Annotated in this window: 16 protein-coding genes and 16 tRNA genes; 25 read left to right on the forward strand and 7 right to left on the reverse strand. The window is 52.4% G+C overall.

Annotated elements, in window-relative coordinates; translation table 11 throughout:
- The first annotated feature begins 134 nt into the window (after positions 1-134).
- The 4 genes from UNDYM_RS29120 (at position 135) to UNDYM_RS29135 (ending at position 7,343) form a co-directional block, all read left to right on the forward strand.
- Entirely contained in the window at positions 135-956 is an 822-nt protein-coding gene (locus tag UNDYM_RS29120) for a hypothetical protein (RefSeq protein ID WP_162044289.1), read from the forward strand.
- Positions 957-1,060: 104 nt separating this feature from the next.
- Positions 1,061-5,356 (forward strand): MG2 domain-containing protein, encoded by a 4,296-nt coding sequence (locus UNDYM_RS29125; RefSeq protein ID WP_162044290.1) that lies wholly within the window; start codon positions 1,061-1,063, stop codon positions 5,354-5,356.
- A gap of 74 nt (positions 5,357-5,430) precedes the next feature.
- Entirely contained in the window at positions 5,431-6,093 is a 663-nt protein-coding gene (locus tag UNDYM_RS29130; RefSeq protein WP_232063646.1) for a sigma-70 family RNA polymerase sigma factor, read from the forward strand.
- A complete protein-coding gene (locus UNDYM_RS29135) occupies positions 6,090-7,343 on the forward strand; it encodes a hypothetical protein (protein ID WP_162044291.1) in 1,254 nt (417 codons plus the stop codon). The genes UNDYM_RS29130 and UNDYM_RS29135 overlap by 4 nt, the downstream gene beginning before the upstream one ends.
- A 90-nt stretch (positions 7,344-7,433) precedes the next feature.
- On the opposite strand, the gene UNDYM_RS31185 is transcribed toward UNDYM_RS29135, so the two are convergent.
- Both UNDYM_RS31185 and UNDYM_RS31190 read right to left on the reverse strand, forming a co-directional pair.
- Positions 7,434-9,002 (reverse strand): carbohydrate-binding module family 20 domain-containing protein, encoded by a 1,569-nt coding sequence (locus tag UNDYM_RS31185; protein ID WP_255456513.1) that lies wholly within the window; start codon positions 9,000-9,002, stop codon positions 7,434-7,436.
- Entirely contained in the window at positions 8,975-9,598 is a 624-nt protein-coding gene (locus UNDYM_RS31190; protein ID WP_255456514.1) for an alpha-amylase family glycosyl hydrolase, read from the reverse strand. Before UNDYM_RS31190 ends, UNDYM_RS31185 begins: the two co-directional genes overlap by 28 nt.
- A 672-nt stretch (positions 9,599-10,270) precedes the next feature.
- Here UNDYM_RS31190 and UNDYM_RS29150 point away from each other — a divergent pair.
- The 19 genes from UNDYM_RS29150 (at position 10,271) to UNDYM_RS29240 (ending at position 15,105) form a co-directional block, all read left to right on the forward strand.
- Entirely contained in the window at positions 10,271-10,609 is a 339-nt protein-coding gene (locus UNDYM_RS29150; RefSeq protein WP_162044292.1) for a hypothetical protein, read from the forward strand.
- Between the two features lie 298 nt (positions 10,610-10,907).
- Positions 10,908-10,981: transfer RNA gene (locus UNDYM_RS29155), tRNA-Gly, on the forward strand.
- Positions 10,982-11,088: 107 nt separating this feature from the next.
- Positions 11,089-11,163: transfer RNA gene (locus UNDYM_RS29160), tRNA-Glu, on the forward strand.
- A gap of 16 nt (positions 11,164-11,179) precedes the next feature.
- Positions 11,180-11,264: transfer RNA gene (locus tag UNDYM_RS29165), tRNA-Tyr, on the forward strand.
- Positions 11,265-11,408: 144 nt separating this feature from the next.
- Positions 11,409-11,484, forward strand: a tRNA-Ala gene (locus tag UNDYM_RS29170).
- 77 nt (positions 11,485-11,561) lie between these two features.
- Positions 11,562-11,635: transfer RNA gene (locus tag UNDYM_RS29175), tRNA-Lys, on the forward strand.
- A gap of 50 nt (positions 11,636-11,685) precedes the next feature.
- A tRNA-Asn gene (locus UNDYM_RS29180) sits at positions 11,686-11,761 on the forward strand.
- A 4-nt stretch (positions 11,762-11,765) separates the two neighbouring features.
- Positions 11,766-11,840 (forward strand) — tRNA-Ile (locus UNDYM_RS29185).
- Between the two features lie 10 nt (positions 11,841-11,850).
- A tRNA-Ile gene (locus UNDYM_RS29190) sits at positions 11,851-11,927 on the forward strand.
- Positions 11,928-11,968: 41 nt separating this feature from the next.
- Positions 11,969-12,044: transfer RNA gene (locus tag UNDYM_RS29195), tRNA-Trp, on the forward strand.
- A 10-nt stretch (positions 12,045-12,054) separates the two neighbouring features.
- Positions 12,055-12,130, forward strand: a tRNA-Arg gene (locus UNDYM_RS29200).
- 77 nt (positions 12,131-12,207) lie between these two features.
- Positions 12,208-12,296: transfer RNA gene (locus UNDYM_RS29205), tRNA-Ser, on the forward strand.
- Between the two features lie 6 nt (positions 12,297-12,302).
- A tRNA-Thr gene (locus UNDYM_RS29210) sits at positions 12,303-12,379 on the forward strand.
- 5 nt (positions 12,380-12,384) lie between these two features.
- Positions 12,385-12,459 (forward strand) — tRNA-Asp (locus tag UNDYM_RS29215).
- A gap of 5 nt (positions 12,460-12,464) precedes the next feature.
- Positions 12,465-12,550: transfer RNA gene (locus tag UNDYM_RS29220), tRNA-Ser, on the forward strand.
- Positions 12,551-12,701: 151 nt separating this feature from the next.
- Positions 12,702-12,777: transfer RNA gene (locus UNDYM_RS29225), tRNA-Arg, on the forward strand.
- Between the two features lie 74 nt (positions 12,778-12,851).
- Positions 12,852-12,927: transfer RNA gene (locus tag UNDYM_RS29230), tRNA-Met, on the forward strand.
- Positions 12,928-13,013: 86 nt separating this feature from the next.
- Positions 13,014-14,042 carry an RNA ligase (ATP) gene (locus UNDYM_RS29235; RefSeq protein WP_162044293.1) on the forward strand — a complete coding sequence of 343 codons (1,029 nt, stop codon included), beginning with the start codon at positions 13,014-13,016 and terminating at the stop codon, positions 14,040-14,042.
- Positions 14,043-14,049: 7 nt separating this feature from the next.
- A complete protein-coding gene (locus UNDYM_RS29240) occupies positions 14,050-15,105 on the forward strand; it encodes a hypothetical protein (protein ID WP_162044294.1) in 1,056 nt (351 codons plus the stop codon).
- A gap of 27 nt (positions 15,106-15,132) precedes the next feature.
- Here UNDYM_RS29240 and UNDYM_RS30955 read toward each other — a convergent pair whose 3' ends face one another.
- The gene (locus UNDYM_RS30955) at positions 15,133-16,491 is read right to left on the reverse strand and encodes a hypothetical protein (RefSeq protein ID WP_232063647.1); all 1,359 of its coding nucleotides are present in this window, start codon (positions 16,489-16,491) and stop codon (positions 15,133-15,135) included.
- A 139-nt stretch (positions 16,492-16,630) separates the two neighbouring features.
- Here UNDYM_RS30955 and UNDYM_RS29250 point away from each other — a divergent pair, with 139 nt between their 5' ends.
- Both UNDYM_RS29250 and UNDYM_RS29255 read left to right on the forward strand, forming a co-directional pair.
- A complete protein-coding gene (locus tag UNDYM_RS29250; protein WP_162044295.1) occupies positions 16,631-17,449 on the forward strand; it encodes a nucleotidyltransferase domain-containing protein in 819 nt (272 codons plus the stop codon).
- A gap of 205 nt (positions 17,450-17,654) precedes the next feature.
- On the forward strand, positions 17,655-18,671 hold the full coding sequence (locus UNDYM_RS29255) for an LLM class flavin-dependent oxidoreductase (RefSeq protein WP_162044296.1): 1,017 nt from the start codon (positions 17,655-17,657) through the stop codon (positions 18,669-18,671).
- 169 nt (positions 18,672-18,840) lie between these two features.
- On the opposite strand, the gene UNDYM_RS29260 is transcribed toward UNDYM_RS29255, so the two are convergent.
- From UNDYM_RS29260 to UNDYM_RS29275, 4 genes are all read right to left on the reverse strand, one after another.
- Positions 18,841-22,080, reverse strand: a complete 3,240-nt coding sequence (locus UNDYM_RS29260) for an efflux RND transporter permease subunit (RefSeq protein WP_162044297.1) — start codon at positions 22,078-22,080, stop codon at positions 18,841-18,843.
- A gap of 2 nt (positions 22,081-22,082) precedes the next feature.
- Positions 22,083-23,279, reverse strand: coding sequence for an efflux RND transporter periplasmic adaptor subunit (locus UNDYM_RS29265; protein ID WP_162044298.1), 1,197 nt, complete (start codon positions 23,277-23,279; stop codon positions 22,083-22,085).
- Positions 23,280-23,464: 185 nt separating this feature from the next.
- Positions 23,465-24,298 (reverse strand): LytTR family DNA-binding domain-containing protein, encoded by an 834-nt coding sequence (locus tag UNDYM_RS29270; RefSeq protein WP_162044299.1) that lies wholly within the window; start codon positions 24,296-24,298, stop codon positions 23,465-23,467.
- Positions 24,295-25,461 carry a sensor histidine kinase gene (locus tag UNDYM_RS29275; protein WP_162044300.1) on the reverse strand — a complete coding sequence of 389 codons (1,167 nt, stop codon included), beginning with the start codon at positions 25,459-25,461 and terminating at the stop codon, positions 24,295-24,297. Before UNDYM_RS29275 ends, UNDYM_RS29270 begins: the two co-directional genes overlap by 4 nt.
- Positions 25,462-25,547 lie beyond the last annotated feature (86 nt).

Genomic DNA, 25,547 nt, shown 5'->3' on the forward strand with positions numbered 1-25,547 from the left:
TCTGCTGATTTATTAATGAATGTTTCATTTTATGAGTAATTTACGGTGAGTCTGAAAAAATATAAAAACTTTTAACCCCTTTTGTTTTGCTGCTCCGTTTAATGAGTATGAACCTCGTTTTTATGGAGAAAAAAATGAACAAATGGAGAACCGTACTCGCCACCCTGGTACTCGGAACTATGGGCGCGATGAGCGCAATCGCAAATGCGGGGCAGCTTGCTGGCGTCAGCATCATCAATCAAAGCACGGGGGAAAGACTGCCCATCTGGCGTCATCAGGGCAATAATTATGTAGCGGGCAAGCCCGGTGAGCGTTATGCGGTAGAAATCACCAACAAAACAGGCGGGCGTATTTTGTCGGTCTTGTCTGTCGATGGTGTCAATGTATTGACGGGTGCCACGGCATCGCCACAGCAATCAGGTTATGTATTGGCGAGCAGGCAGCCAGTAGAAATCAAGGGCTGGCGCAAGAATATGGATGAAGTGGCGGCTTTCTATTTCACCCAGTTGCCTGATTCGTATGCGGCACGCACAGGCAGACCTGACAATGTCGGCGTCATCGGCGTTGCGCTGTTCAGGGAGCTCAGGGAATACAGGGAGCCTGTTCCTGTAGAACCCTGGTATTCACGCCGGAGTGAATCTGCCGCACCTGCACCAGCACCCGTTGCCCCCGCTGCTTCTGCCTTGCCTCCTGTTGAAGCAACTGGCAACCTGGCAAAAAGCAAGTCTGACATGGCAGAAAAATCCATGGATGCGAGGATAGGTACAGGCCATGGTGAACGCATAGACAGCAGCGTGCGGAACACCGATTTTCGCCGTGCCAGCCAGCAGCCTGACGAAATCATCAGTATCCAGTATGACACCTACGCTCATCTGGTAGCACGCGGCATTATCCCGCGCAACCGCTATCAGGATGCCAATCCCTTCCCTGGCGGTTTTGTACCTGACCCGAATTAAAGCGCCGCAAATATAGCGCACCACAAATACCTGATGTCTTGCAGCACTTCCATGGGGGTTCCCCAGGCCCTCTTTCACACTAAAAATACAGGAAATTGTCAATAATGAAAAAATCTGGCCACTACTTTAAAGCGCCGATCTTGTGTCCCTTGCTGTTACTGATGCTGGGCGGTTGTCAGTTTGGCGATGTCGCAGAGTCTGTGGCTGCCACGGGTGATGTGATGATAAGCCCGCAGTCTGATACAGCAGCTTCCGGACAAGCTGGCAACAAGAAGAACAAAACGATCGCCTCTCAGGATGGGCAAAAACCAGTGCTGGGCCCGGTTGCGGCGGAACCAGCCCCGGCGGCATCGACCAGAATCAAACAAGTGCGCGCGGAGGAATTGCCAGCCCTGATCAATAGTTATTTCGACACGCATGAGAGCCGCAACCTGTATATACAGGTAGATAAGCCACTCTACAAACCCGGTGAAACCATCTGGTTCAAGAGCTGGGACTTGAAAGCCCGCAATTTGACGGGCAGCAAAATGCAAGCGGCAACGGTGGAGCTGATCTCGCCCAAAGGCGCCAGCGTGATCAAGAAACACCTGCGTGTTGAGGCGGGTAGTGCAGCCAATGATTTTGAATTGCCAGCAGAGGCGCAGGGTGGTGAATACAAGATACGCATCACCAGCAGTGATGGAAAAACCCTGGAACGTGCCATCATCGTCTCTGCATTTGAAGCACCGCGCATGAAGAAAACCCTGGAATTCGTCAAAAAATCCTATGGTGCGGGTGAACAGGTCAGCGCCACGATCGCCGTCAAGCGTCCTACTGGTGAGATCCTGTCAGGCAAGCGCCTGGTTGCAGTGGCCACCGTCGATGGTGTGGAATTACCCCGCGTGAATGTCACGACAGATGCCACGGGTGAGGCACTGGTGAAATTTGATTTGCCGAAGAACATCAGCACCGGCGATGGCTTGTTGACGATACTGGTAGAAGATGGCGGCGTCACTGAATCGATTTCAAAATCCATACCCATACTGCAAAACAAGCTGGCACTGTCTTTCTTCCCTGAAGGTGGCAAGATGGTGGCGGGCTTGCCTGCCCGTCTCTATTTTGAGGCCAAAACCAGGTTAGGAAAACCGGCAGATGCCGAGGGCAAGCTGGTCGATGATCTGGGTAATACGGTTGCCAGATTCAGTACCTATAAAAATGGTCTGGGCCGCATCGCGTTTACGCCAGCTACGGGGCGCAGCTATCATGCAGAAGTCAGCAAGCCCAGCAGCGTGACTGAACATTATGCTTTGCCATTGGCAGAAGAAGCGGGCTGTGTCATGCGCAGCTATGATGATCTGGATGGTCAGGAAAAAGCCTTGCGTATAGCCGTGCAATGCAGCACCACGCAAAAGGTCGTGGTCGCGGCCACAGTGCGCGATAAATTACTTGATGCAGGCAGCATGGAAGCTGGTCCGGCCAAACCGGCTGTTATGTATTTGCAAGCCAAAGACCCTGCCACAACTTCTACTGCGGGTATTGCCCGCGTCACCCTGTTTAACCAGAACCTGGACCCGCTGGCAGAACGCCTGGTGTTTCGCAATCGCCGTAACCGGCTTGAGATCAAGGTAGAACAAGACAAGAAAGCCTATGTACCACGTGGCGAAGTTGCCCTGAACATCACTACCAGAGATGCCAGCGGCAAAGCCGTGCCAGCAGAACTGGCCCTGTCTGTAGTCGATGACACGGTGCTGTCATTTGCCGATGACAAGAGCGCCAATATGCTGTCGCGTCTTTTGCTGGAAAGTGAATTACCCGGCAAGATAGAAGAGCCTAATTTTTATACCGACCTGGGTGAAGACAAAAGCGCCCTGGCACTGGATATGCTGATGGGTACGCGCGGCTATCGCCGCTTTGACTGGGTACAGGTATTGACGCCGCTGGAAAGGGTGACAGTCACTGGTAGTAGTATCCGGCGGCGGGAGATGAATGCGGCAGCGCCGTTGGTTCTGCCAATGGCAGCGCCTATGCCTGCTCCAGTAGCAGCGCCAGAATTGAAAAAACTGGCTGCTGCCATAGCACCCGCGGCACCTGCAGCGCCCATGGTAGTTATGGCACCGCAAAAACCCGCCATGGCAAAAATGAAAGAAGAATTGGCTGCGGGCCGCATTGTGGCCGCGGCTCCAGTACAGATGGAAGCCAGATATTTTCCGGCAGAACCCATGGCTGACAAGGACTTCGCCCGTGCCGATGCGAAAATGGCAGCGCCCCAGGCAGAGATAGCGCCAAGTTGGGCGGCGGTGCGGGTATTTCCGGTTCCTGCCTATACACCTGATTATGCCGGGCCGCGTGATGATTACCGCGATACCGTGATGTGGGCTCCTTCAGTAAAAACCGACAAGCAGGGCAAGGCCACCTTGAAGCTGGCTCTGTCAGATGCGGTGACATCTTTCCGCGTCACGGCAGAAGGTGTCGGTGGCGGGCAGGCCGGGCATAGCGAAAACATCCTCAAATCTTCCTTGCCATTTTCTTTATCGGCCAAATTGCCACTCGAAATATCAACAGGTGACAAGCCGCTGATTCCCGTCACCCTGAGCAATGAAGGCGAGCAGGCTGTCAATGTCACGCTCAACAGCAATTTTGGCAAACTCCTGAAAGCCAGTGACAGTAATAACAAAGTGGGTGCTATTGCTGCTGGCCAGCGCAAGAGCATGTTCATCCCGCTTGAAGTCACGGGCACACAGGGTTTGTCACAGGTGCAATTGTCGGCGACTGCATCGGGTTTGAAAGATGAAGTCTTGCGCAGCATACCGGTGGTAGCCCCTGGCTTTCCGCAATTGCTGGAGAAGTCAGGACAAATCAAGGGACAGGTCACGCATGACATCGATCTCAGCAAAGCCAACAAGGGTAGCGTGCAGACTTCGATCAAGGTATATACGTCGCCACTCGCTACCATGGTATCTGGCCTGGAAGGCATGTTGCGTGAACCGTCTGGCTGTTTTGAACAAACCTCATCGACCAATTACCCTAACGTCATGATCATGCAGTACATGAAGCAGCATGATGTGGCCGACAGCGCCTTGCTGGAACGTACCGGCAAATTACTCGATAGCGGCTACAAGAAATTGGCTGGCTTTGAATCGCCGAAAAAAGGCTATGAATGGTTTGGTGGCGACCCCGGCCATGAAGCGCTGACTGCCTATGGCTTGCTGGAATTTGCCGATATGAAAAATATCTATGGCTCCGTCGATACCGCCATGCTGGCGCGTACTGCAAACTGGCTCAAAGCCAGACGTGATGGCAACGGTGGTTACCAGCGTGATGCCAAGGCGCTTGACAGTTTTGGCCGTGCAGCACCAGAAGTGACGGATGCCTATATCACCTGGGCCCTGGTCAGCGCTGGTGAAACCGGGCTGGATAAAGAAATAGGCAAATCCGTCAAACTGGCGGAAACCACGCAAGATGCGTATCAACTGGCACTGGCCAGCGGTACCATGCTGGCACCATCTGCAAAAACGGCGGTATCAGACAAGGCACGGCGCGCTGCAGTGGACAAACTGGTGGGCATGCAAAATGCCAATGGTTCCTGGACGAATGCAGATCATTCCATCACCCGTAGCGGCGGCAGCAATCTGCATATAGAAACCACCTCACTGGCGGTGCTGGCCATGCTCAAAGCAGATGGCCACCTGGAACAGGCACGCAAAGGTATCACCTGGTTGCAGGCAAACCGCAGCGGCTTTGGTCAATGGGGCGCGACGCAGGCCACTGTACTGGCTTTGAAGGCAATGATCGCCTTTGACGAGGCAACCAGGGTTGCCCCCACGGCTGGTAAAGTCAGCCTGCTTGTCGATGGTGTCGTGGTCAGCGAGAAGAGCTATGAAGCTGGCAAGCGTGAACCTTTGTTGTTTAACGATTTTGAAAACTTGCTGACACCTGGCAAGCACAATATCACGCTCAAAACCAGCAGCGGATCTGCCTTGCCGTATTCCATGGCGATTGAATACCGCAGCAATGAACCTGCATCTTCCAATACCGCCGTCATCAACCTGAACACCAGCCTTGCTAAAGCTGATCTGAAAATGGGTGAGACCGTCAGGTTGAATGCGGTCATCAGCAACAAGACACAAACCGGCCAGCCCATGAGCCTGGTACGTCTGGGCTTGCCTGGTGGTCTGACTTTCCAGAACTGGCAATTGAAAGAAATGCGTGAGAAAGGACAGATAGATTTCTATGAAACCCGTGCCCGTGAAGTGATACTGTATTTCCGTGACATGAAACCGGGCGAAGTGAAAAAGCTGGCGGTAGATCTGGTGGCAACAGTACCAGGCAGTTATACCGGGCCCGCCTCTTCTGCCTATCTGTACTATAACGATACTGACAAGACGTGGACAACTCCGCTGGCAATACGCATCGCGCCTTAGCATCAGCTAAAGCAATATCAGGGCGTTTTTTTGGCAAGTTGCTTATTGTCAGGAAAACGCCGGAAGTGGCTTGGATGCACGACAGTTTTACCCTGACAGTGCATGGAAATTATGCTGGTGAGACGGGATTTTCCGTTAAACTAGCGGCCATGATGACCGAACCACAAACAGACGAGGCACTGATGCTGCTCTATTGCGATGGCGACCTGCTCGCCTTCAAAGAGTTGTATCAGCGTCATCGCCTGGGTTTGTACCGTTTTATAGACTGGCGTTCGCCACGTCAGGAATGGGTAGATGAAATCGTGCAGGACAGCTGGGCTGCACTGCATGCGGCGCGGTCGCAATACACAGCGCTTGCGAGTTTCAAAACCTATTTGTACCAGATCGCCCGCAACCGTTTGATCGACATACTGCGCCAGCGCGAAAGCCTGCTTGACGATGACCCTGACCAGTATGAACACACGCTGGAAAGCACACAGGAATCGACGCCGCTGACCAGGTCGCCAGAAACCCGGCTGGAAAAAAAACAGCAGACCGAGCGTCTGCATGAAGCCATCAGGAGCCTGCCCAGCGAACAGAAAGAAGCGCTGGTCTTGCAGCAATTCAATGGCCTGAGCCTGGAAGAAATTGCCACCATTACCGCCGTATCAACGGAGACCGTCAAAAGCAGATTACGTTATGCCATGCAAAAATTGCGTGCCGAATTGCATACCCAGACACAGGGGGAGCCAGCATGACATCCAGGAATGACGATATGCACGAAGCTGAATTTGAGGATTTCCTGCAAGGCAAGGGCGAACTCGCCAGCATGCTGCAAGATTTGCCGCAAGCACAACCGTCGGCAGAGCTGGATGCGGCGATCATCGCTGAGGCAGAACGTGCCCTTGCGGCCCCATTAGCAACAAGGACAGCACCAGCCATTGTGCCACCCGCAGTCAATGATGCCATAGGCCCTGAAGGCAGCGGGAAACCGCCATCATTTTTATGGCGCTGGAAACTGCCACTGAGCCTGGCTGCCAGCATACTGTTTGCCATACCCGTGGTCATGCAGCAGCATCAGGAATCCTATCCAACAGAACCTGTGACTGCGTCTGCATCGAATGCACAGGCGCTACCTACGGCACCTGCCGCACCTGCGACACAAGAAAACGACAAGTCAGCATTGCCACAACTGGCACAAGCAGACTTGACGAAAAGGGCAAAGGTCGCCGCAGAAGTTGCCGCACCAGCGGCACCGGTAGCAAGCACGAGCAATGCAGCGTCACCTGTCATGGAAGCCAGCAAAGCCAAAGAAAGCCAGGTGGCCGATGACGCCAGACGCGCCAGTGCCGCAAAACCGCGCAGTGAATTCAAGCCAGCTGAGCAGCAAGCCGAATCGCCGCCTGCTCCAATATCTGCTTCAAAATCCGCTCCGGCTCCAGCCCCCATGGTGGCCGCAGCACCAGAGCCTGCGAGGGTGACAATCACAGGGTCGGCAATACGCAGGCAAGACATGTCTGCTGCGGCACCCGCGCAAGTGGTCAGCGCTGAAGAAAAAGTGGCAGCAGACAGCCAATATGCCGGTAACGCAAAAATGCGTGCACCAGCGGCGAATGCCAGTGCCGCCAAAGCAGAGGCCACAGGCATGCTGGCGAAAACCAGTGAAACAGAATCCCGGTCATCAGCAGCCATGGCAGAAAAGCCAGTAATGACAGCATCGGCAGATAGAAAAGCTGATATGCCTGCGGCTGTACCATTCCCTGCCGCACCGTCAGCGCCACGCATAGTCATGGCGCCACCACCTGTGGCGGCTGCACCGCCGCTGTCAGCCGCACTGGCACCAGAGGCACATCCAGGTGCCTATGAGTGGCTGGAGAAAATTGAACAGCTATTGAAGAACCACCGTAACAAGGAAGCACTGGAAGAGTGGCGTAAATTCCGTGCCAGCTATCCGGGGTTCACTGTTGATCAATCCCTGCAAAAGCAGATAGACGCGCTGCAAAAATAAAAGGATCAATGACAAGCATTTGTCATTGATCCCCATACTCACCTTGGTCCAGGTTCTTTTCTACCGGACGAAATTGCTACCTGATATAACTTACTGGCGAAAAGTGCTGGCCGGTACAGTCACTGGCGCGCTGCCGCAGGCAGGTACATTAATGACACGGTTTGCGCCCACTTCCCATGCCAGAGGTTTGACGCCCTGGGTCAGGTATTTGTATTCATAAGTCGTACTGGCATTCAGGTTGCGCGACACTGTCCACAAGGGCCAGAGATTGCCTGACAATTTGGTGGCGCTTGCGGTATTCCAGTTCCCCAGTTCTGCTCCGTTGCCGGTGAGGTACACGTCCTGCCCGACCACGGTAGTGTTATTGGTCACCTGGAAATTCACCTGTACCTGACAAGCGCCCGCCAGCGTTTTTGCACTGGCCGCAATACTATTGCCTGACACATTATTGGCATTATCGACCGCTGCGACGGTATAGCTATACGTGGTGGCTGGCGACAAACCGCTGTCAGTGAAGCTGGTGCTGGCGCTGAACACAGGGCTGCCACCATTGCGTGCAATGTTATAGCCTTTCACGCCGCTGCCACCGGCATTGTCAGTAGCAGCATTCCAGTTCAGGTTGATGCTGCTACTGCTGGCGGCAGTTGCAGTCAGGCCAGCTGGCACCGAGGGTGCGGTCGTGTCATTCGATGCGCCACCGAGTTTCTGGTTGATGTGCAAGGCCACCGCCGGTACTGTGCTGCCCCCATTCGCGGGTATGCTGAGCGTGACCATGCCATTCGCCGCCACCACCACCGCATCCGCCGTACAAGCGGTTTTGCCAGCATTGGCGACACCATGCACGACATTGCAGTAAGTACCGGCAGGCAGCAAGGTCTGGAAGCTCTGGTTCCATGCACTGAACTCATTATTGATAGCGACAAAGCCTTTGCTGCCACGGTTAAAGGCGATCTGGTTGGCGCTACCGCTGGTAAAGTTATCGACACCCTGACCCGATGTCACCGCACGAAAAGCCACCATATTGGCGATGTCAGCCCAGCGATGGATGAAATCCCATTGCTGGTTGATCAGTGGATTGCCATTCGCATCAAAGGGACTGGCGGCTGGCGCGTCGGCATTGGTGTCCGTGAAGATAAAACCGGAATGCACTTGTGCCTCACCATAAGGCCAGGCCAGCATGAAGATATTCGCCAGGTCATAGCGTTTGCTGCCCTGTGTATCATTGGTCGCACCACTGCGGTTACTGGCGTTCATGGAATCACCATTGCGCTCTGTATCCCAGTTATTCACAAACACGGTGGCCTTGCTGCTGTCTGTGAAAAAGCCCCAGGTACCACCCCAGTTACCGGGCGTGCCCATGATGCTGCGCATTTGCGAAATGCTGGCACCATTGAGGTTGCGGAAGGTTTCTTTCATTGCCGTTGCATACTTGAATTCATTGATGGTGCCTATGCTCAGGTAAGAATTGCGATCTACCGTGCCATCGGTAATGATTTCTTGCGTGATCCATAAAGGCTCACCCGAGGTGGTAGTGTGCGTCACACCATTCACGATGGTTTGCAAATCACTCTGGCGTATATGCTTGGCCGCATCAAAACGAAAGCCATCTATACCCATGCCTATCAGGCTGCTCAGATAATTCCTGATCTGCCCTTGCACATAGCTGGCCCCGTATCCAGATCAGGCAGGCCGACCAGGCGACACTGCGTGACCGCATTGCGGTTATTGCTGTAATCACTGCCCTGGATATCGCAGGCCGGATGAAAATCAGCAGCGCTGAAACGAGGGTAGCTGCTGGCAGCTACCCAGTTTGCACCAGCGGTAGAAGTGCCACTGCCTGCTGCCAGGTGATTGACGACGATATCCGCATACACACGCACGCCTGCAGCGTGACAGGTATTGATCATGGACTGCAGCTCGGCCCCCGTGCCCATCTTGCTGGTCAGATTGGTGTAATCAACAGGCTGATAAATGTCCCACCAGTTACTGCCACGATTGGCTGAACTGGGCGGTGATATCTGCACGCCACCATAGCCTTGCGGGCCGAGGAAATTGCTACATTCTTTGGCGATATCGGTCCACTTCCAGTGAAACATCTGCACCGAAGTGTCACGCGGATTAAAGGCATGAGCAGGCGCACTTGCCGCCGCCATAGTCATGCCGGCCACACTACAAAAAAATGCTTTTTGTAATGCGCCCCTGATAATACCTTTGCTACCGCCTTTACTACTTTCCTTGCTTATATTTTGATTCATATTGTCCCCTCACTATTTGCCTTGGCAAACTCAAACCCTGAGGATTTGAACTGCCCCCAATTTCATGCAGCTTGATTTATGTCCTGCCTCAACAGCCCCAAACTCACCGCCCGTCTTGCCTGACGGCACCATTGATGCAAGCTACGGTGGAAAATCCACCTCAGCTGCAAGGCTTACCTACCTCTGCGGCAATTGATTTGCTACATGAGATTTTGATAAGCTTAAAAATTGTGCAGTAGTTTTAATACAAAAACTATCAATATATAAATATATTCATGCTGTTATGCAGCAAGGATTTAGCATATAAATTTGAAATTCATTCTTAAATTTTTTGAAATCAAGTTTATTCCCGGTTGTTGGCGCACAACAGTGATATAAAGTAATTTGACTACATTATTTTTTGTAGTTGAATACTTTATGCAAATATAGGTACCCGAAAGCCCGCATCTATACATGCGATCGAAAAAATCTGCTCAAAACTTTTTGCGCAAATCAGGCGCATCAAAATCACCGTACCGAATGATGGCCAGGGCGATCAATGGGATGCGATTTAGGCCAGTTTTTCATAGTGCGGCGAGGGCCAGCAAGCGCTTTTGCAGATAGGTAGCAACACGCCTCACATTTGCATCAGTCGCACAAAAACATCATAAATTTGAATAAATTCTTCATGCCATGCTTGTTTTTATAAAAGAGCTGTGGCAAGATACGTACATCAACCAAGCAACACCACACTATTTAGGAATGATCGTGAAAACAACTTTGACACAACAACTGATACAAAACTTGCGCAAGACAGCGCGGGCTTTGGCGTCGGTTGCCAAAGTTGGCGTTGCAGCAGGCAGCACATGGAATACCTATGAAGCCTCGTATCGTACGAATACAGATACACGCACAACTAAAGATACAGATAGTGAGATGTTCAATGATGTCAGCCCAATTAATTTTGCGGCCACATGGTTTAGCAACACAAGCATTCGAGGGGAAACCCTGAAGGTCACAGGCGGCAGTTAAAGCCGCCCAAGACCCTAGCGCTGAAAAGCCCGGATGCCCTGAAAAGCTCCGGGCTTTTTGATTTTTTGATTTTTTGGTTTTGATTTTAATTTAGATTTTTAGTTTGCTTGCAGTATCCAAGGCAAACCACAGCAGTCAAACCCGCTAACGCGGTCGTGACCGGACAACACCGGATCATGGAAACTCTTTAACAATTTGGGAAGTTCAACAGTTTTATCCCAAGGGCAGGAACATCTGCTTTTGGGGTAAGGCTGAATACAAAACTCGTTTCATCATTGAAGATGAAACACGTTTATATGCGGGTGTAGCTCAAAGGTAGAGCTGAAGCCTTCCAAGCTTACGGCAAGAGTTCGATTCTCTTCTCCCGCTCCATCATGAAAATGACTTTGTCATGATTCACGCAAAACCATCCGGCAGTTTGTCGCAGAAATTTTGCACCATTTTTTTGCTTGCATCTCTGATGAGGTTCTTTTCATGATGTCTTTGTCGTCTAAAGGTTAGGACAGCTGACTTTCTATCAGCGAATGGCGGTTCGATTCCGCTCAAGGACTCCAGTATCAACAGTTTTAAGGATGGTTGCCCGAACGGTAAGGGGTGCGGCTGTAACCCGCAAGCACGCTAGAAGTAGGTGCTTCAATTCCATCACCATCCACCATTTTTTTGTGTCTCAAGCTAACCAGGTGAAAGCGCCGTTTTGAAAAATCGGAGAGCGTGGATCGTTACCACGGGGACGCACCATATTATTCGCAGTAAATAACATGGCATTTTCAATGTCACGTGCAATTGCCTTACAGATTATGGGGGTGTAGCTCAGTTGGGAGAGCGCCTGCTTTGCATGCAGTATGTCGTCGGTTCGATTCCGTCCACCTCCACCATTTTTTCATTTCAATAACAGGAGTAAATCATGAAGCGAAAGACCATGCATCGTCAGATGCCACACTTAATCATCTCACGGGATGTAGCTCAAAGGTAGAGCATCCGGCTTTTAACCGGACGGCGAGAGTTCGATTCTCTCTATCCCGACCAACAAGAATATCGATTAAAGCGTAGTCGTTTTAACCGATATTTTTAAGAATTCCCCGATAGCTCAGCAGGCAGAGCGGCGTACTGTTAATGCGCATGTCCCTGGTTCGAATCCAGGTCGAGGAGCCATAACGTCCCTTTAGCTCAGTGGGAGAGCAACCGGCTCATAACCGGTGGGTCGCTGGTTCAAAACCAGCAAGGGGCACCATTTTATCTTTACTTGCATAGCTCAATTGGTCAGAGCGTTGCCTTGATAAGGCAGAGGCTGATGGTTCAATTCCATCTGCAAGTACCAGTTTTTGTATGCATTTCATCAGCATGAAATGCATAGCCATTATCTCAGTAGCTCAATTGGCAGAGTCGCGGTCTCCAAAACCGAAGGTTGCAGGTTCAAGTCCTGCCTGGGATGCCAAACATTTTTTCTCGCCTTAGCTCAGTTGGAAGAGCGCAACAATACGAATGTTGAGGCCGCAGGTTCGACCCCTGCAGGCGGGTCCAGTTTTACCGTGTGATCATGTGATCCTCACTACCTCACCAGTGGGATGTGTACACACACATGCGCGGTATTTTTTGAAGGAAGATTCGCATAATGGTATTGCACCGGGTTGCTAACCCGGCGGGCTTGCAAGAGCCTATGTGCGTTCGAGTCGCACATCTTCCGCCAGTTTTCGCCGGTTTAGCTCAGTCTGGTAGAGCAACTGATTTGTAATCAGTGGGTCGCGGGTTCGAATCCTGCAGCCGGCACCAGTTTTGCCCTATTAACTCAATGGTAGAGTCCCCGCCTGTCTAGCGGGTTGCCAGCGGTTCGATTCCGCTATAGGGCGCCATCTATGGAAGCGTGGCAGAGTGGTAATGCAACTGTCTTGAAAACAGTAGGCTCGCAAGGGCCCGTGAGTTCGAATCTCACCGCTTCCTCCATTTAGTAAGTAGCATCACATGATTCATATTTATGGAGCAGTCTCCAGATAGGTTACGCTCCATATCGTTTCATGTCTCAGGGATTATTCTGATGCTCTTCCGGCCACCAGGCATTTCGAAAGTTTATCTGCCTGGTAGCACATATCATTACGCGTCAGTAGCTCAAAGGATAGAGCCCCGGTCTTCTACACCGACTGTTGCGAGTTCAAATCCCGCCTGACGCACCATCTTTGATCGCCACACACAGACCCGTTTCGGCCTTGCCGATTCGTGGCGATCATTCCTCCATACCTTGATCATACGAGATTTAGCTCAGTTGGCAGAGCATTCGCTTCATATGCGAGCGGTCGCTGGTTCAAATCCAGCAATCTCGACCACTATTCCCTGTTTTCATCCCCCACTTAATTCCATTCGCTTACAATTGCCTTCATTCAAAAATACATAAAAATAAAAAGGAATATCCATGAGAAAATTAGTCACTATCAGAACCGTCAGCAGTATCAGGCCTATCCCTGATGCAGATGCCATAGAATGCGCCAGCGTGGATGGCTGGTCTGTGGTCGTCAAGAAAAATGAATTCCAGGTTGGTGATGCCTGTGTCTATTTTGAGATCGATTCCTTCTTGCCTTTGAGCGATGCACGTTTTGCTTTTCTTGAAAAAAATAAAGTCATCTGGAATGAAAAAACCGGAATAAGGCTGCGCACGATTAAACTGCGTGGCCAGATTTCACAGGGCATGATACTGCCGCTGAAAAATTTCCCGGAACTGGCTGAGCACAGCAATGCCAAAGATATGGATTTCAGCGAAATGCTGGGCATAGAAAAATGGGAGCCAGTCATTCCAGCCTCACTGTCTGGTGAGGTGGAAGGCGCTTTTCCCGAATATATACGCAAGACTGATCAGGAGCGTATACAGAATCTGACTGAAGTCTTGAGTACTCAGGCACAAGAAGAATTTGAAGTCACCATCAAGCTCGATGGTTCCAGCATGACGGTCTTTCACAATGCAGGTATCTCTGGAGTGTGCGGCAGGAACTGGTGGATCAGGGAATCTGAAGTCAATAGCCTGTGGCGTGTGGCAAAGCAAAATCAGATACTGACTGCGCTGCTTGCCTATGGCCGCAATCTGGCACTGCAAGGTGAGATCATAGGTGAAGGCATACAGGGTAATCCTGAAAAGATGCGCGGCCAGGATTTTTATCTGTTCGATATTTTTGATATAGATGCCAGCAGATATCTGGGCAGGGCAGAACGTCAGGAAGTATTGGCAGCACTGCGTGCCCTGGGGGCTACTGTGCATGAAGTACCGTGGCTGGAAAACATGACACTGGAACGCTTTGCTGGCGATGTGAGTAAAGTGCTGGACTATGCTGAGGGTGGTTCGCTGAACCCGGCGACAGCCAGGGAAGGTGTAGTCTTCAAGCGTCTGGATGGCAGCATGTCATTCAAGGCGATTTCAAACACATATTTGTTGAAACACGGAGACAGGTAGGAAGATCATGGGTGGAAATGCATTAAAAGCTGAGTCAGTTCGTTTGCCTGCTGCACGCTATCGCGAAGTGGAACATGAAGCTGTGACTACACTACAGCGGCATTTTCCACAACGCCGTATCGAGGCAATCATCGCTTATGCTGACAAGGCAGACTTTGGTGATCTCGATATTTTGATCGAAGCTGGTGATGACTACGATGCAGCGCAAGTTGCTACAGCATTGCAGGCGACCGAAATCGTCTTGAATGGCGACGTCACCAGCATAGGCCTGGCGGTAACAGAAGGCGTGTTCCAGCTTGATCTGATCAGGACAGAATCTGCGTCATTTGATTTTGCTTCTCGCTATTTTGGCTACAATGATTTTGGTAATCTGATAGGCCGCATAGCGCATAAATTTGGTGCCAAGTTTGGTCATCTGGGCTTGCTGTATCCACTACGTGCACCGGATGACAAAGATCATTTGCTTGCAGAATTGTGCATTACCAGGGATTTTAGTGAGGCACTGAAGCTGTTGGGCTATGATGCCCTGCTGTATGAGAATATGCGCGTGGGTGGGCAATTCAAAAACCTGCAAGATATCTTTCGCTATGTTGTGTCTTCGCCCTATGTCAATCGCGAGATTTATCTGCTGGATAACCGTAATCACAAGGCCAGGATACGTGACGCCAAACGGGCAACTTACAATGCCTTTTTATCGTGGCTGGATGAGCAGGATGAAATCACACTGCCAGCCTATCCTTGGGCAGAAGCAGGCACGGCTGCACGTGATGAGCAAAAACAGGAATTTCTGGAAGCGACTTTTTTGCGCTTTCCTGACTTCAAGCAGGCTTATGATCAGGCGCTGGTAAAGTACGCCCGCAAGAAACAATTGAAACAACAATTCAATGGTGAGCTTGCGGCTGACATCACTGGCCTGTCTGGCAAACGGCTAGGTGAATTGATGGCGCAAGTGCGTCATTCATTTATTGATGAAACCAGTTTTGAAAACTTCTTTCTTGAAGCTGACCCTGACACTGTCAAAGCCAGGTTTTTAAAGGAAGCGGCATTACTCCTGCCGTCATGAACTTCCCAAATAAGGCTGCCTGCGCAATCAGGGGGTAACCAGGCCATCCATACGGACTACTTCAAAGCTGCTGCCCTTGACACTGCCCAGTTCTGACACCAGTTTATCGTTATTCCAGCGTGCATCTGGTGCGCCGCTGATATACCAGTTGAAACCATTGTCGGCCACCAGCATGCCGTAGGTTTTCATGGCTTGCAGGATGGCTTTGCTTTCATTGGAAAAATTCGCAGGTATCTGGTAACTGGCTTTCAGGCGCACGCGCATGCCCATGGGTGGCAGGGTATTGCTGGTATTCGATGAAGCGTAATGCGTCGCTGGTGGCACATAGGCGCGACGGGTGCGGCTGACAGTAAAGCGGAAGGCATGACGTATCATGCCGCTGGCAGCTTCTTCATAGCGTACCAGGCCAGGGAAGATGGGCAGGCCTGCGGCATCTGCACTGGTCCAGCCTGGTTTGCCACCGGGTCTGACTGTATTGGATGTCAGGTCAAATATCGCACCGCCACTGACTTTCCAGCTCCCGCCTGTTTGTGGATAGGCATTGCCAACTTCATACAGACGATTGGCATCGCGGTCTATGACCAGAACGTGGCGATCGCCATTAAAGCTGCTGCCGTTGGCTTTTTGCCCTTCTATCGGTGCGTTGGTTGGTATGGGGTAAGGGCCGGGTTCGCTCTCATCGCCATAATCCGTAAATTGCACGCTGACCTTGGGCTGGCTGCCTGCGACAACGACATAGGGTATGCCTATCGGTGAGCCGTCATACAGGCCAGCACCAAAATCAGGATGCAGGCCTGTACCCAGACCTATGCTACTGATCAGTGCGTCTGACGCAGGATCGACAGGCGCGGCTGAGATATCCGTATTCCAGGCATTATTGGCAGGGAAAGGCAGGCTGCCATTCAGATTGGCACCTGCACCCAGGTCAGCCTTGCGCAAATCGCCATACACTGCATTGCCTGCCGTGTTACCTGTACCTGCGCTGTTCACGGTCACTGTGACCGTAGCACTGGTATTGCAAGCAGTGCTGCAGGCAGAATTACTGGCTGTCAGTGTATAAGTCGTGGTCGTAGCCGGATTGACTGCAAGGCTGTTGCCAATAAGCGTAGTACCATTCAGCGTCAGGCCGGTGGCACCAGTGACTGTCCAGCTCAGTTGTGTACTTGACCCGGCATTGATGCTCGCAGGATTGGCGCTAAAGCTATTGATCACTGGCGCAGTGGCAGTCGTGGTTCCTGTCGTGCCTGTAGTGCCACCAGTACCCATTGTGCCTGTGCCAGTCGTGCCCGTATTAGCAGGCGCAGAACCGCCACCACCGCCACCGCAAGCGGTGAGAGTCAATATCAATGCGAGAGCAGACAGTTTTGCTGGGTAATTTGGTAGCATGATTTTATTCTTGGCATACGGCATGGGAAAATCAGACTAGTCTTGAAATCCTGAGCCGACAATACGAATTGCATTTCCTTACAAATTGCCAGACTGAAAACATGTATCATTTTTTGCAAAACCATTCTCAAAGATCATCATGAACACGACTACCCTGCCACTGGAAGAACAAGAACATCCCATAGATCCGGCGATACGCGCAGAGATCAATGCGACCCTGCAACGCATAGAACAGACGCATGATGTTAAAGTTTTGTTCGCCTGCGAATCAGGCAGCCGTGGCTGGGGCTTTGCTTCCCCAGACAGCGACTATGATGTGCGTTTTATCTATGCCAACAAGCTCGATTGGTACCTGACCGTCTTCCCTGGGCGCGACGTCATCGAATTGCCTGTTAATGAAATCTATGATGTCAGCGGCTGGGATGTGCGCAAGGCCCTGGGCTTGCTGCGCAATGGCAATGCGACCTTGATAGAGTGGCTGTCTTCACCGGTAGTGTATGCCGCTGATCCGGGTTTCCTGCAAGCCTTGCAGGCAGCCGCAAGAGAAGTACACAGGCCGGAAAGGGCTTATTACCATTACCTGCACATGGCCAGCAAAAACTATCGCGAGCACTTACAAGGTGAAATGGTCAAGCTGAAAAAATACCTGTATGTCTTGCGCCCCTTGCTGGCCTGTCTGTGGATAGAGCGCGACCTGGGCCCTGTACCCATGCGTTTTCAGGACATGGTGGATGCGACTGTTGAAGATCAGGAATTGCTGGCAGCCATCGCCGAATTGCTCGTCATCAAACGCCGTGCCAAGGAATCAGAATTATCTGTTCCCATGCCCGTCATCAACCGCTTTATTGAAAGCCAGCTGGAAAGGCTGGACAGTGTCAGGACCAGCAGCACCGGCGATATGGATTTCTCTGTGCTTGACCGGCTTTTGCTGGAGACGGTGATGAAAAAGACCGCGTAAATTGGTAAGGTGCGCCGTGCGCACCGTTGTCCTTGCCATAAAAAGCGGTGCGCATGGCGCACCCTACCAGACGCAGACTGGCGTTAAAATAACTGGCACAAGTAGCTCATTTAATTTTGCAACAATCGTAAGAAAATTGAGCCTGCCAACAGAGAATCGCAATTTCACCCATAATGGTTTTCTCTCCATTTGAAATTGCAGGCTCATGTCTTCTTCATACCCTTTATCCATACTCGATCTGTCACCGATTGCCGAAGGCAGTGATGCTGCGCAATCTTTCCGCAATTCCCTCAGCCTGGCTCAACATGGTGAGAGCTGGGGCTATCAGCGTTACTGGCTGGCAGAACACCACGGCATGCCTGGCATTGCCAGTGCTGCCACTTCTGTACTGATAGGCCATATCGCTGGCGGCACCAAAAGCATACGCGTTGGGGCTGGTGGCATCATGTTGCCAAATCATTCGCCACTCGTCATCGCCGAACAATTTGGTACGCTGGAATCGCTCTACCCTGGCCGCATAGACCTGGGCCTGGGGCGTGCACCTGGCTCAGACCAGCGCACTGCGCGCGCATTACGACGTAACCTCTCCAGCGATGCCGATGAGTTCCCGCAGGACGTAGCTGAACTCATGGATTACCTCAGTGACGATTCACAGCAGGCCGTGCGTGCTGTGCCTGGGCACGGTTTGAAAGTGCCTATCTGGATTTTGGGTTCCAGCCTGTTTGGTGCGCAACTGGCGGCAGCCATGGGCTTGCCGTATGCGTTTGCTTCGCATTTTGCACCCCAGCAAATGATGCAGGCAATAGAAATTTACCGCGCCACCTTCCGCCCATCGGCGCAATTGGCTAAACCTTATGTCATGCTGGGTTTTAATGTGTTTGCGGCTGATACGGATGATGAAGCCTATTACCTGGCCAGCTCTGCCCAGCAGGCATTTATCAATTTGCGTAGTGGCCGCCCGGCAAAGCTGCCTTTGCCTGTGCATGGTTTCCTGCAAAAAATTGGCCCGCAAGAGCATGCCTTGCTGGAGCAGGTTTTGTCCTGCTCCGCCATCGGCGCGCCAGATACCGTTGCTGAAAAAATGCAGGCCTTCATCAACTACACCGGCGCAGATGAATTGATGATCACGGCACAGATTCATGAGCATGCTGCGCGTTTGCGTTCTTATGAGATTGCGGCCCAAGTCAGTAAAAATCTGCGCCCCAAAACAGCCGCAATATAAATTGGAATAAAAAAAAGCCTGCGCACACCTCGTTGCGCAGGCTACTAAATTGCTGACCAGAGAACAATGATCTATCAGCAAGAGGGAAGCGTTACTACTTCAATTTTTTACTACTACAATTCTTTACTGCTGCAATGCTTCACACTTTCAAGTTTCCCTGAGATGTGCTTCAGGCATTTTCTGCCTTGATATCCATACCTGCATTTGCTTTACGGTTTCGACCAGTGACGAGACCAAAAAGTTTCATCAGCATGCGATATATAAAGCGTATGAACAGCAAAGTGAATACTGCTTCCAGCATGGTCATGCAGAAACCAAGCAAGGGGTTGCGTTCTTCCATGCGCCTGTGCATTTTGGCCATCATGCGGTCACGTGAAATTTCTATGCTGTCATAGAAAGTAGGCACGACCAGCAAGGTCAAGATCGTTGAAGTGATGGTGCCACCGATAATCGCAATCGCCAGCGGACGATAGAACTCACCACCTTCACCCAGACCCAAGGCCACTGGCAACATACCTGCAATCAGCGCAAAGGTTGTCATCAGGATAGGGCGCAGACGCACACGGCCAGCATGCATCAAGGCCTCTTCACGGTCATAGCCTTCGGCTTCCTGTTTGCGGGCAGCATCGAGCAAGAGAATCGCATTCTTTGCAACAAGACCCATGAGCATGATGATGCCGATAAAGCTCATCAGGTTCAGGGTACTGCCTGTGACCAGCAAGGACAGAACCACACCTATCAGTGACAGCGGCAAGGACAACATGACGCCCAGCGGTGCCGTGAAGGAGCCGAACTGTATCACAAGTATCAGATACATCAAACCTATGCCGGACAAAAGAGCGATCAGCATGGCACCAAATACTTCTTGCTGATCCTGGCCAGAACCGCCAAGTGAGAGGCCATAACCAGGCGGATAGTCAAAGGACTTGGCCAGCTTCATGGCGTCATCAATCACTTCACCATTCGAGCGTCCCTGGGCATTGGCAGACACGGTAATCGTGCGCTTGCCATTCGCATGTTCGATACCTGATGGCCCTTTGCCCATGGTGATGGTGGCGATCTGGTCGAGCGGTACCATCTGGCTGGTGCCGGATACAGCGATAGGCAGGCGTTCTATGTTTTCCTTGCTGACGCGGTCATCAGGATGCAGTCGTACGGCCACATCGCGGGTCTCACCAGTAGGATCTACCCAGTCGCCAACCTCGATACCGGCAAAGGCAACCCGCAAGGCCTGAGCAGCATCATTGGAAGAAATGCCCATGGAATTGGCGAGGCCACGGTTCAGTTCTATCTTCAGCTCTTTTTTCGGGTCCTGCTCAGACAAACCGACATCGACGGCACCTGGCACCTGGCGCAATTTATCCATGTAGGCACTGGTAATTTCCAGCAGCTTGCGTGAATCGGGGCCGGTGAATTCTATCTGTACCGGTTTTTGTGCGCCATTATTGAGGTCATCCAGCACCACGTATTCTGCGCCAACCAGGACACGTACTTTCTCGCGCAATTCGGCAGCAATTTCTTTGGCACCGCGCTTGCGTTCTGTACGTTTGCCGATATCGACATAAATGCGGCCACCGGCAGGCGTGATATTGCTATTGGTGTCTTTGGTCTCTGGCAGGGTACGGGCGATTTCGGCGGCCCTTTCCATTTTCAAGCGTGCATACTCCAGTGAAGATGAAGCGGGGGTGCGCACGGTGATCATCAGGTTGCCAGAGTCAGAGGCTGGCAGGAAACTGGTGCCACCCCATTTGACTTGCACAGCCAAAGCAGCCACCAGGCTCACCAGGGCAATCGCCCCCATGGAACGGCGGTGATGCAGGGCCCAGGCAATGACGTTGCCGTAACGGTCGGACTGATGATCAAACCAGTCATTGAAACGTGCCAGAACCTTGCTGATGCCTTTTTTCGGTGCAGTATGATGATCCGGTGGGTCACCCCAGTATGCCGACAGCATAGGATCAAGCGTGAACGAGATACCCAGGCTGACCAGCACCGAACAAGCCACGGTCAGGGCAAACGGACGGAACCATTCACCCGGCATGCCAGGCATGAAAGCGACAGGAATAAATACCGCGATGATGGAGAAAGTCGTTGCAGCCACGGCCAGGCCTATCTCTGCCGTACCTTCCAGTGCAGCAGTACGGCGGTCTGAACCGTTTTGCATGTGGCGAACGATATTTTCCCGCACCACAATCGCATCATCAATCAGCACACCAATCGCCAGCGACAGACCCAGCAAAGTCATGAAGTTCAGTGTAAAACCGCACAGCCAGACCGCAATGAAAGCCGCAATCACGGAAGTTGGCAAACTGAGTGCAGTGATCAGGGTAGAGCGCCATGAATTCAGGAAGGCATACACCACGAAGATAGTGAGGCCAGCGCCGAGTACCAGGGATTCGATGACATTGTTCAGGCTGCGCTGTGCATCCTTGCCGCCGTCGCGGGTAATCTCAAGCTTGGTGCCTGGTTGTGTCTTTTCAAAGTCCTTGTTGATTTCATCGACCTTGTCGCGTACGGCCTTGGCCACGCTGACCGTACTGGCGTCGCGGGCACGGGTCACAAATATACCTACATTGGGTTTACCACTGCGTATGCTGAGACCATCTTTATCAGCAAAACTGTCTTCTATGGTGGCAACCTGTGACAGCCGCACGATTTGATCACCAGTGCGCTTGATGACGATGCCCTGGAATTCTTCCGGTGTTTCTATGCGACCAACCAGACGTATGCTCTCTTCATCCAGCGTGCCGCGTATCTTGCCTACCGGGGCATTGGTATTCTGGTTGCGCAGGGCACTGACGACTTCACCGACGGAGACATTGAATTCACGCAGTTTTTCTGCACGCAGGAGTACGGACAATTCACGCTTCAAAGAACCACTGACTTCGACCGTTGCTACACCAGCGATGCTGCGCAGTTTGTCTGCCAGCGTATCTTCGGCCAGGCGGGAGATCTCGGCATGAGTTTGCTTGTTCGACGACAGGGCCATATTGACGATAGGCTGTGCACCCGGGTCCCAGCGGCGTATCATGGGTTCGCGCATTTCTGTCGGCATCTTATAGCGCAGGCCAGAAATGACATTGCGGACTTCATCCGAAGCCTCGATCATGTTTTTCTTGAAGCTGAAACGCATGTCGAAGCGGCCATTGTTTTCTGACGCCGTGGCCCAGACTTCTTCGACACCGGCTACAGCTTGCAGGGATTTTTCCAGGCGGTTGATGACTTCGCGCTCTACCGTATCCGGCGAAGCGCCAGGATAGGCAATCACGACTGACAAGCCAGGTACTTCGACGTCAGGGTTCTGGTTCACCCTGAGCTTGCTGAGAGCCAGCAAACCCAAAGCCATGAGGGCGACGATCAGGACGATGGTCGCCGTCGGCTTTTTGATACTGAAGTCAGATAAGAACATGATTATTTCCCTTGTGCTGGGGTCGCGTCAGCCACTGCCACTTTGGGTGCAGCCAATTCTATGTTCTGGCCATCCTTGAAACTGGAGCTGGGGCTGCGCATGACGACATCACCTGCGGCGAGGCCGCTGCGGACTTCATAATTGCCGGTGCGCTGGTCGCGCTTGCCAATTTGCAGATCAACCTTGCTGAGGGTCTTGCCAGCCACTTTCCAGGCATAGGCCTTGTCGCCAGATTTGACGACGGCAGCTTCAGGCAACATCAGGGCGCTGACGGTTGCTGCTTCTATATTGCCTTCGGCATACAGGCCAGACACGCTGGGTTGCTTGCTGTCGGCAAAGGCCACCAGCACTTCAACCTGACGGGTAACATCATTCGCTGCCGGATCAACCCGGGTGACCTTGCCACGGAACTCTTGCCCGGCATAGCCATTGATACGGAAACCTACCGGCTGGCCGACCTTGACCATGGCAATCTTGTCGGTCGATACGCGACCGGCAAAGCGCATGCTGGTCGGGTCGATGACCTTGACCAGTTCCTTGCCTATGGCTGCAGTATCGCCTGCCGATACCTTGCGTTCGCTGACAACGCCATCAAATGGTGCACGCACGACAGTGCGCTGCAATTGCTGGCGTGCCGTCACGGCGCGGGCTTTGGCTGCCGACAGCTCACTCTGGGCACTGTTACGGCGTACTTCTGCATCATCCAGTGCCTGCAGGGAAGTCATGCCGGACGCACGCAGGGTTTTGAGCCTTTGCAGGGCACGGTCGGACTGATCCAGTGCCAGCGCAGCATTACGGGCTGCATCTTCGGCAGAATTGAGGTTGTCGCGGATAGAGGTTTCATCAAGCTTGACGAGGATATCGCCGCGCTTGACGACGTCACCGTTTTCTTTCAGTACCTGCAAGACCACCGCCCCCACCTCAGCGCGCAGGTCAGCCTTGCGCTCTGGCTGTATTGAGCCTGTCACGACCGGGCCAGATGCCATCGCATTGCTTTGTACGGTCATCACGTCTTCCGGCGCAATGACGAGTTTGACGGGTGCTTTGTCTTTTTTATCATTTGCACCACCCTTGCCGGCCACGGCACTTGCGCTAGAGCTGGCACTGGCACTGGCGTCTGCTTTTTCCGCAGCTTTGTCTTTGCTGCAAGCTGCCAGAGCGGAGGCAATGGCAAGAACGAGTAAAGTTTTACGTAACATGATGGTCCCTGTCGCTATTAGTGTGGGGAAATTGGATGAGAGAGTATTCCCTGTAGTCCTGTCCAGTTCAATCGCCTTGGTTTTGAAGTGCACTTTTTTATGGATGAAATGCTGATTTGGCGTACTGAAATGCAAACAGACTTGCTTGAATTACCGGGAATCAGACCCAATAAGCAGGGATAAGTTCAGGAGCTTGCTGAAATTCGGGGCAGGGCTGGCTCCAGCATGAGCTGGCGCAGAGCATCAATATAGTTTTTGCTGACGGCGACTTCGCTACCGCTACGCAAGCTGAGTTGATAGCCGCCGTTTCCCATTACCTGCAAATGGACGGGCTGATCTGTCCTGACGATGACACCCCGGTGTACCCGGATGAACTGGCGGGGGTCGAGATATTCTTCCAGCTTGCTTAGTGCCACTCTGTGCAAGACTACACGCGGGCCCAGGTGCAGTTCCACATAATTACCTGCCGCCCCTATCCAGTGCACGTCAGCGAGCCGTATGCACTCCATCTCGCCCACCGACCTGACCGTGACTTGCTGCAGATAAACGGGCTGCGGCTCACCTGATTTACCTGGCTCAGCAGGCTTATGCTGGCTGGCAACCAGGCAAGCTGCCAAAGCCTGGGCATACGCGGGCTGCTGGGTCAGGCTCAGCATTTCCCGGGCACGCTCCAGGGTTTTGGCAAATCTGTCCTGGCTGAAAGGCTTGAGCAGGTAATCCAGTGCATGCAGCTCAAAGGCATCTATCGCATGTACATTGTAAGCAGTCACAAAGATGATCAGCGGTGGTCTTGACTGCGCGGCCAGACTGCGGGCCAATTCCAGTCCTGATTCCCTGGGCATTTGTATATCCAGGAACACCACATCAACCGTATTTTGTGCGAGGAACTCACGTGCTGCTGCTGCGCTTTTAAGCGAGGTCAGCACCTGCCATTCGGGATATTTGCCAAGAGCATAACCCAGGGTGATGCGGGCATGCTCTTCATCATCGACAATGATGCTGCGGATAGCCATAGTCATACCAGGCTGCCAGCAGTGTTAACAGGCAGGCTGATCGTGACCTGGAAACGGCCTGCGTCTATCCCTGTCTGCAAGGAAGCAGCATCACCATAGGCCAGTTGCAGGCGCGCCATGGTATTGCGCAAACCCAGTCCAACGCCGGGGTTGGCCGCAGCCTCGGCATGTACGGGATTACTGATGCGTATCAGCAGATTACCCTCCCGGCATTCAAAGCTGCACAGAATGTCACTGGCTTCTTCATGGCAATCCAGGTCATGCCTGAGGGCATTTTCTATCAGCGGCTGCAATAATAAGGGTGGACAATCACAGGCCAGTACCTGCTCATCTGCTCCCTCGATGACGACATGCAGGCGTTCGCCATAGCGCAGGGCCTGCAGAGCCAGGTAATCCTGTACAAAAGCCAGTTCTTCTGCAAACCTGACCCAGTTTTTATCGCCCGCAGCCAGTGCGTAGCGCAAGAGTTCACTGAGGCCCTGTATGCCACTCAGGGCAACATCCTTGTTGTCAGAAATTACCAGGGCGCTGATGGCATTCAAGGCATTGAACATGAAATGCGGTTCCAGTTGCGCGCGCAGGGCCAGGGATTTTTGCTGTTCCAGCTCCAGCCGCAGGGCCAGGGTATCTTCCCTCTCCTGCGCCCAGGCCCGGTTTCTTTGCTGGCTTTGCTGCCAGATTTTGATAGCGACCACGGCAAAATACACCGCGCTGATGGATGATAGCCGCAACAAGGCCGCCAGCTTGTCAAAAACCTGTAGTTCGGCCTGTATCTGCCCCCAGTTCACATCATGCGGACCATCCAGGGTAAACAGCTTGCCTACATACAGTAACTGCCCCGGCAACACCAGCAGCAGTAACAATCCATAGCCGACAGCAATATTTCGGGCGCGGGCATAAAGCCACGGCCAGCGCCGGAAGCAATACATGAGGAGATAACCGAGAACGGCCAATGCGATGGCGCTCCTGCCCCAGCTTTGAAAGATCAGCCAGAAATCGCCCTGATTGCCCTCGCGCAAATCATCATTAAGAGAAGTCAGCGCACCGATCAGGCTCAGGGTGCTCCAGAGAATTATATTGAGCAGCAATACCTTCCCAGCCGCCTGCCAGGTCTGTGGCGCAGGCTGCGGCAAAGGGCTTGAAGAAGTATGAGAGCTGCTGGTATCCATACTTTGCAGTATAGCAGCGCAATCACACCGGAATTTGTGCTTGCCGGGTTTTCGTCACAGCAAGTATCGGTTCCATCACTCAGGAC

This window comes from Undibacterium sp. YM2, assembly GCF_009937975.1.
Taxonomy (GTDB): domain Bacteria; phylum Pseudomonadota; class Gammaproteobacteria; order Burkholderiales; family Burkholderiaceae_D; genus Undibacterium.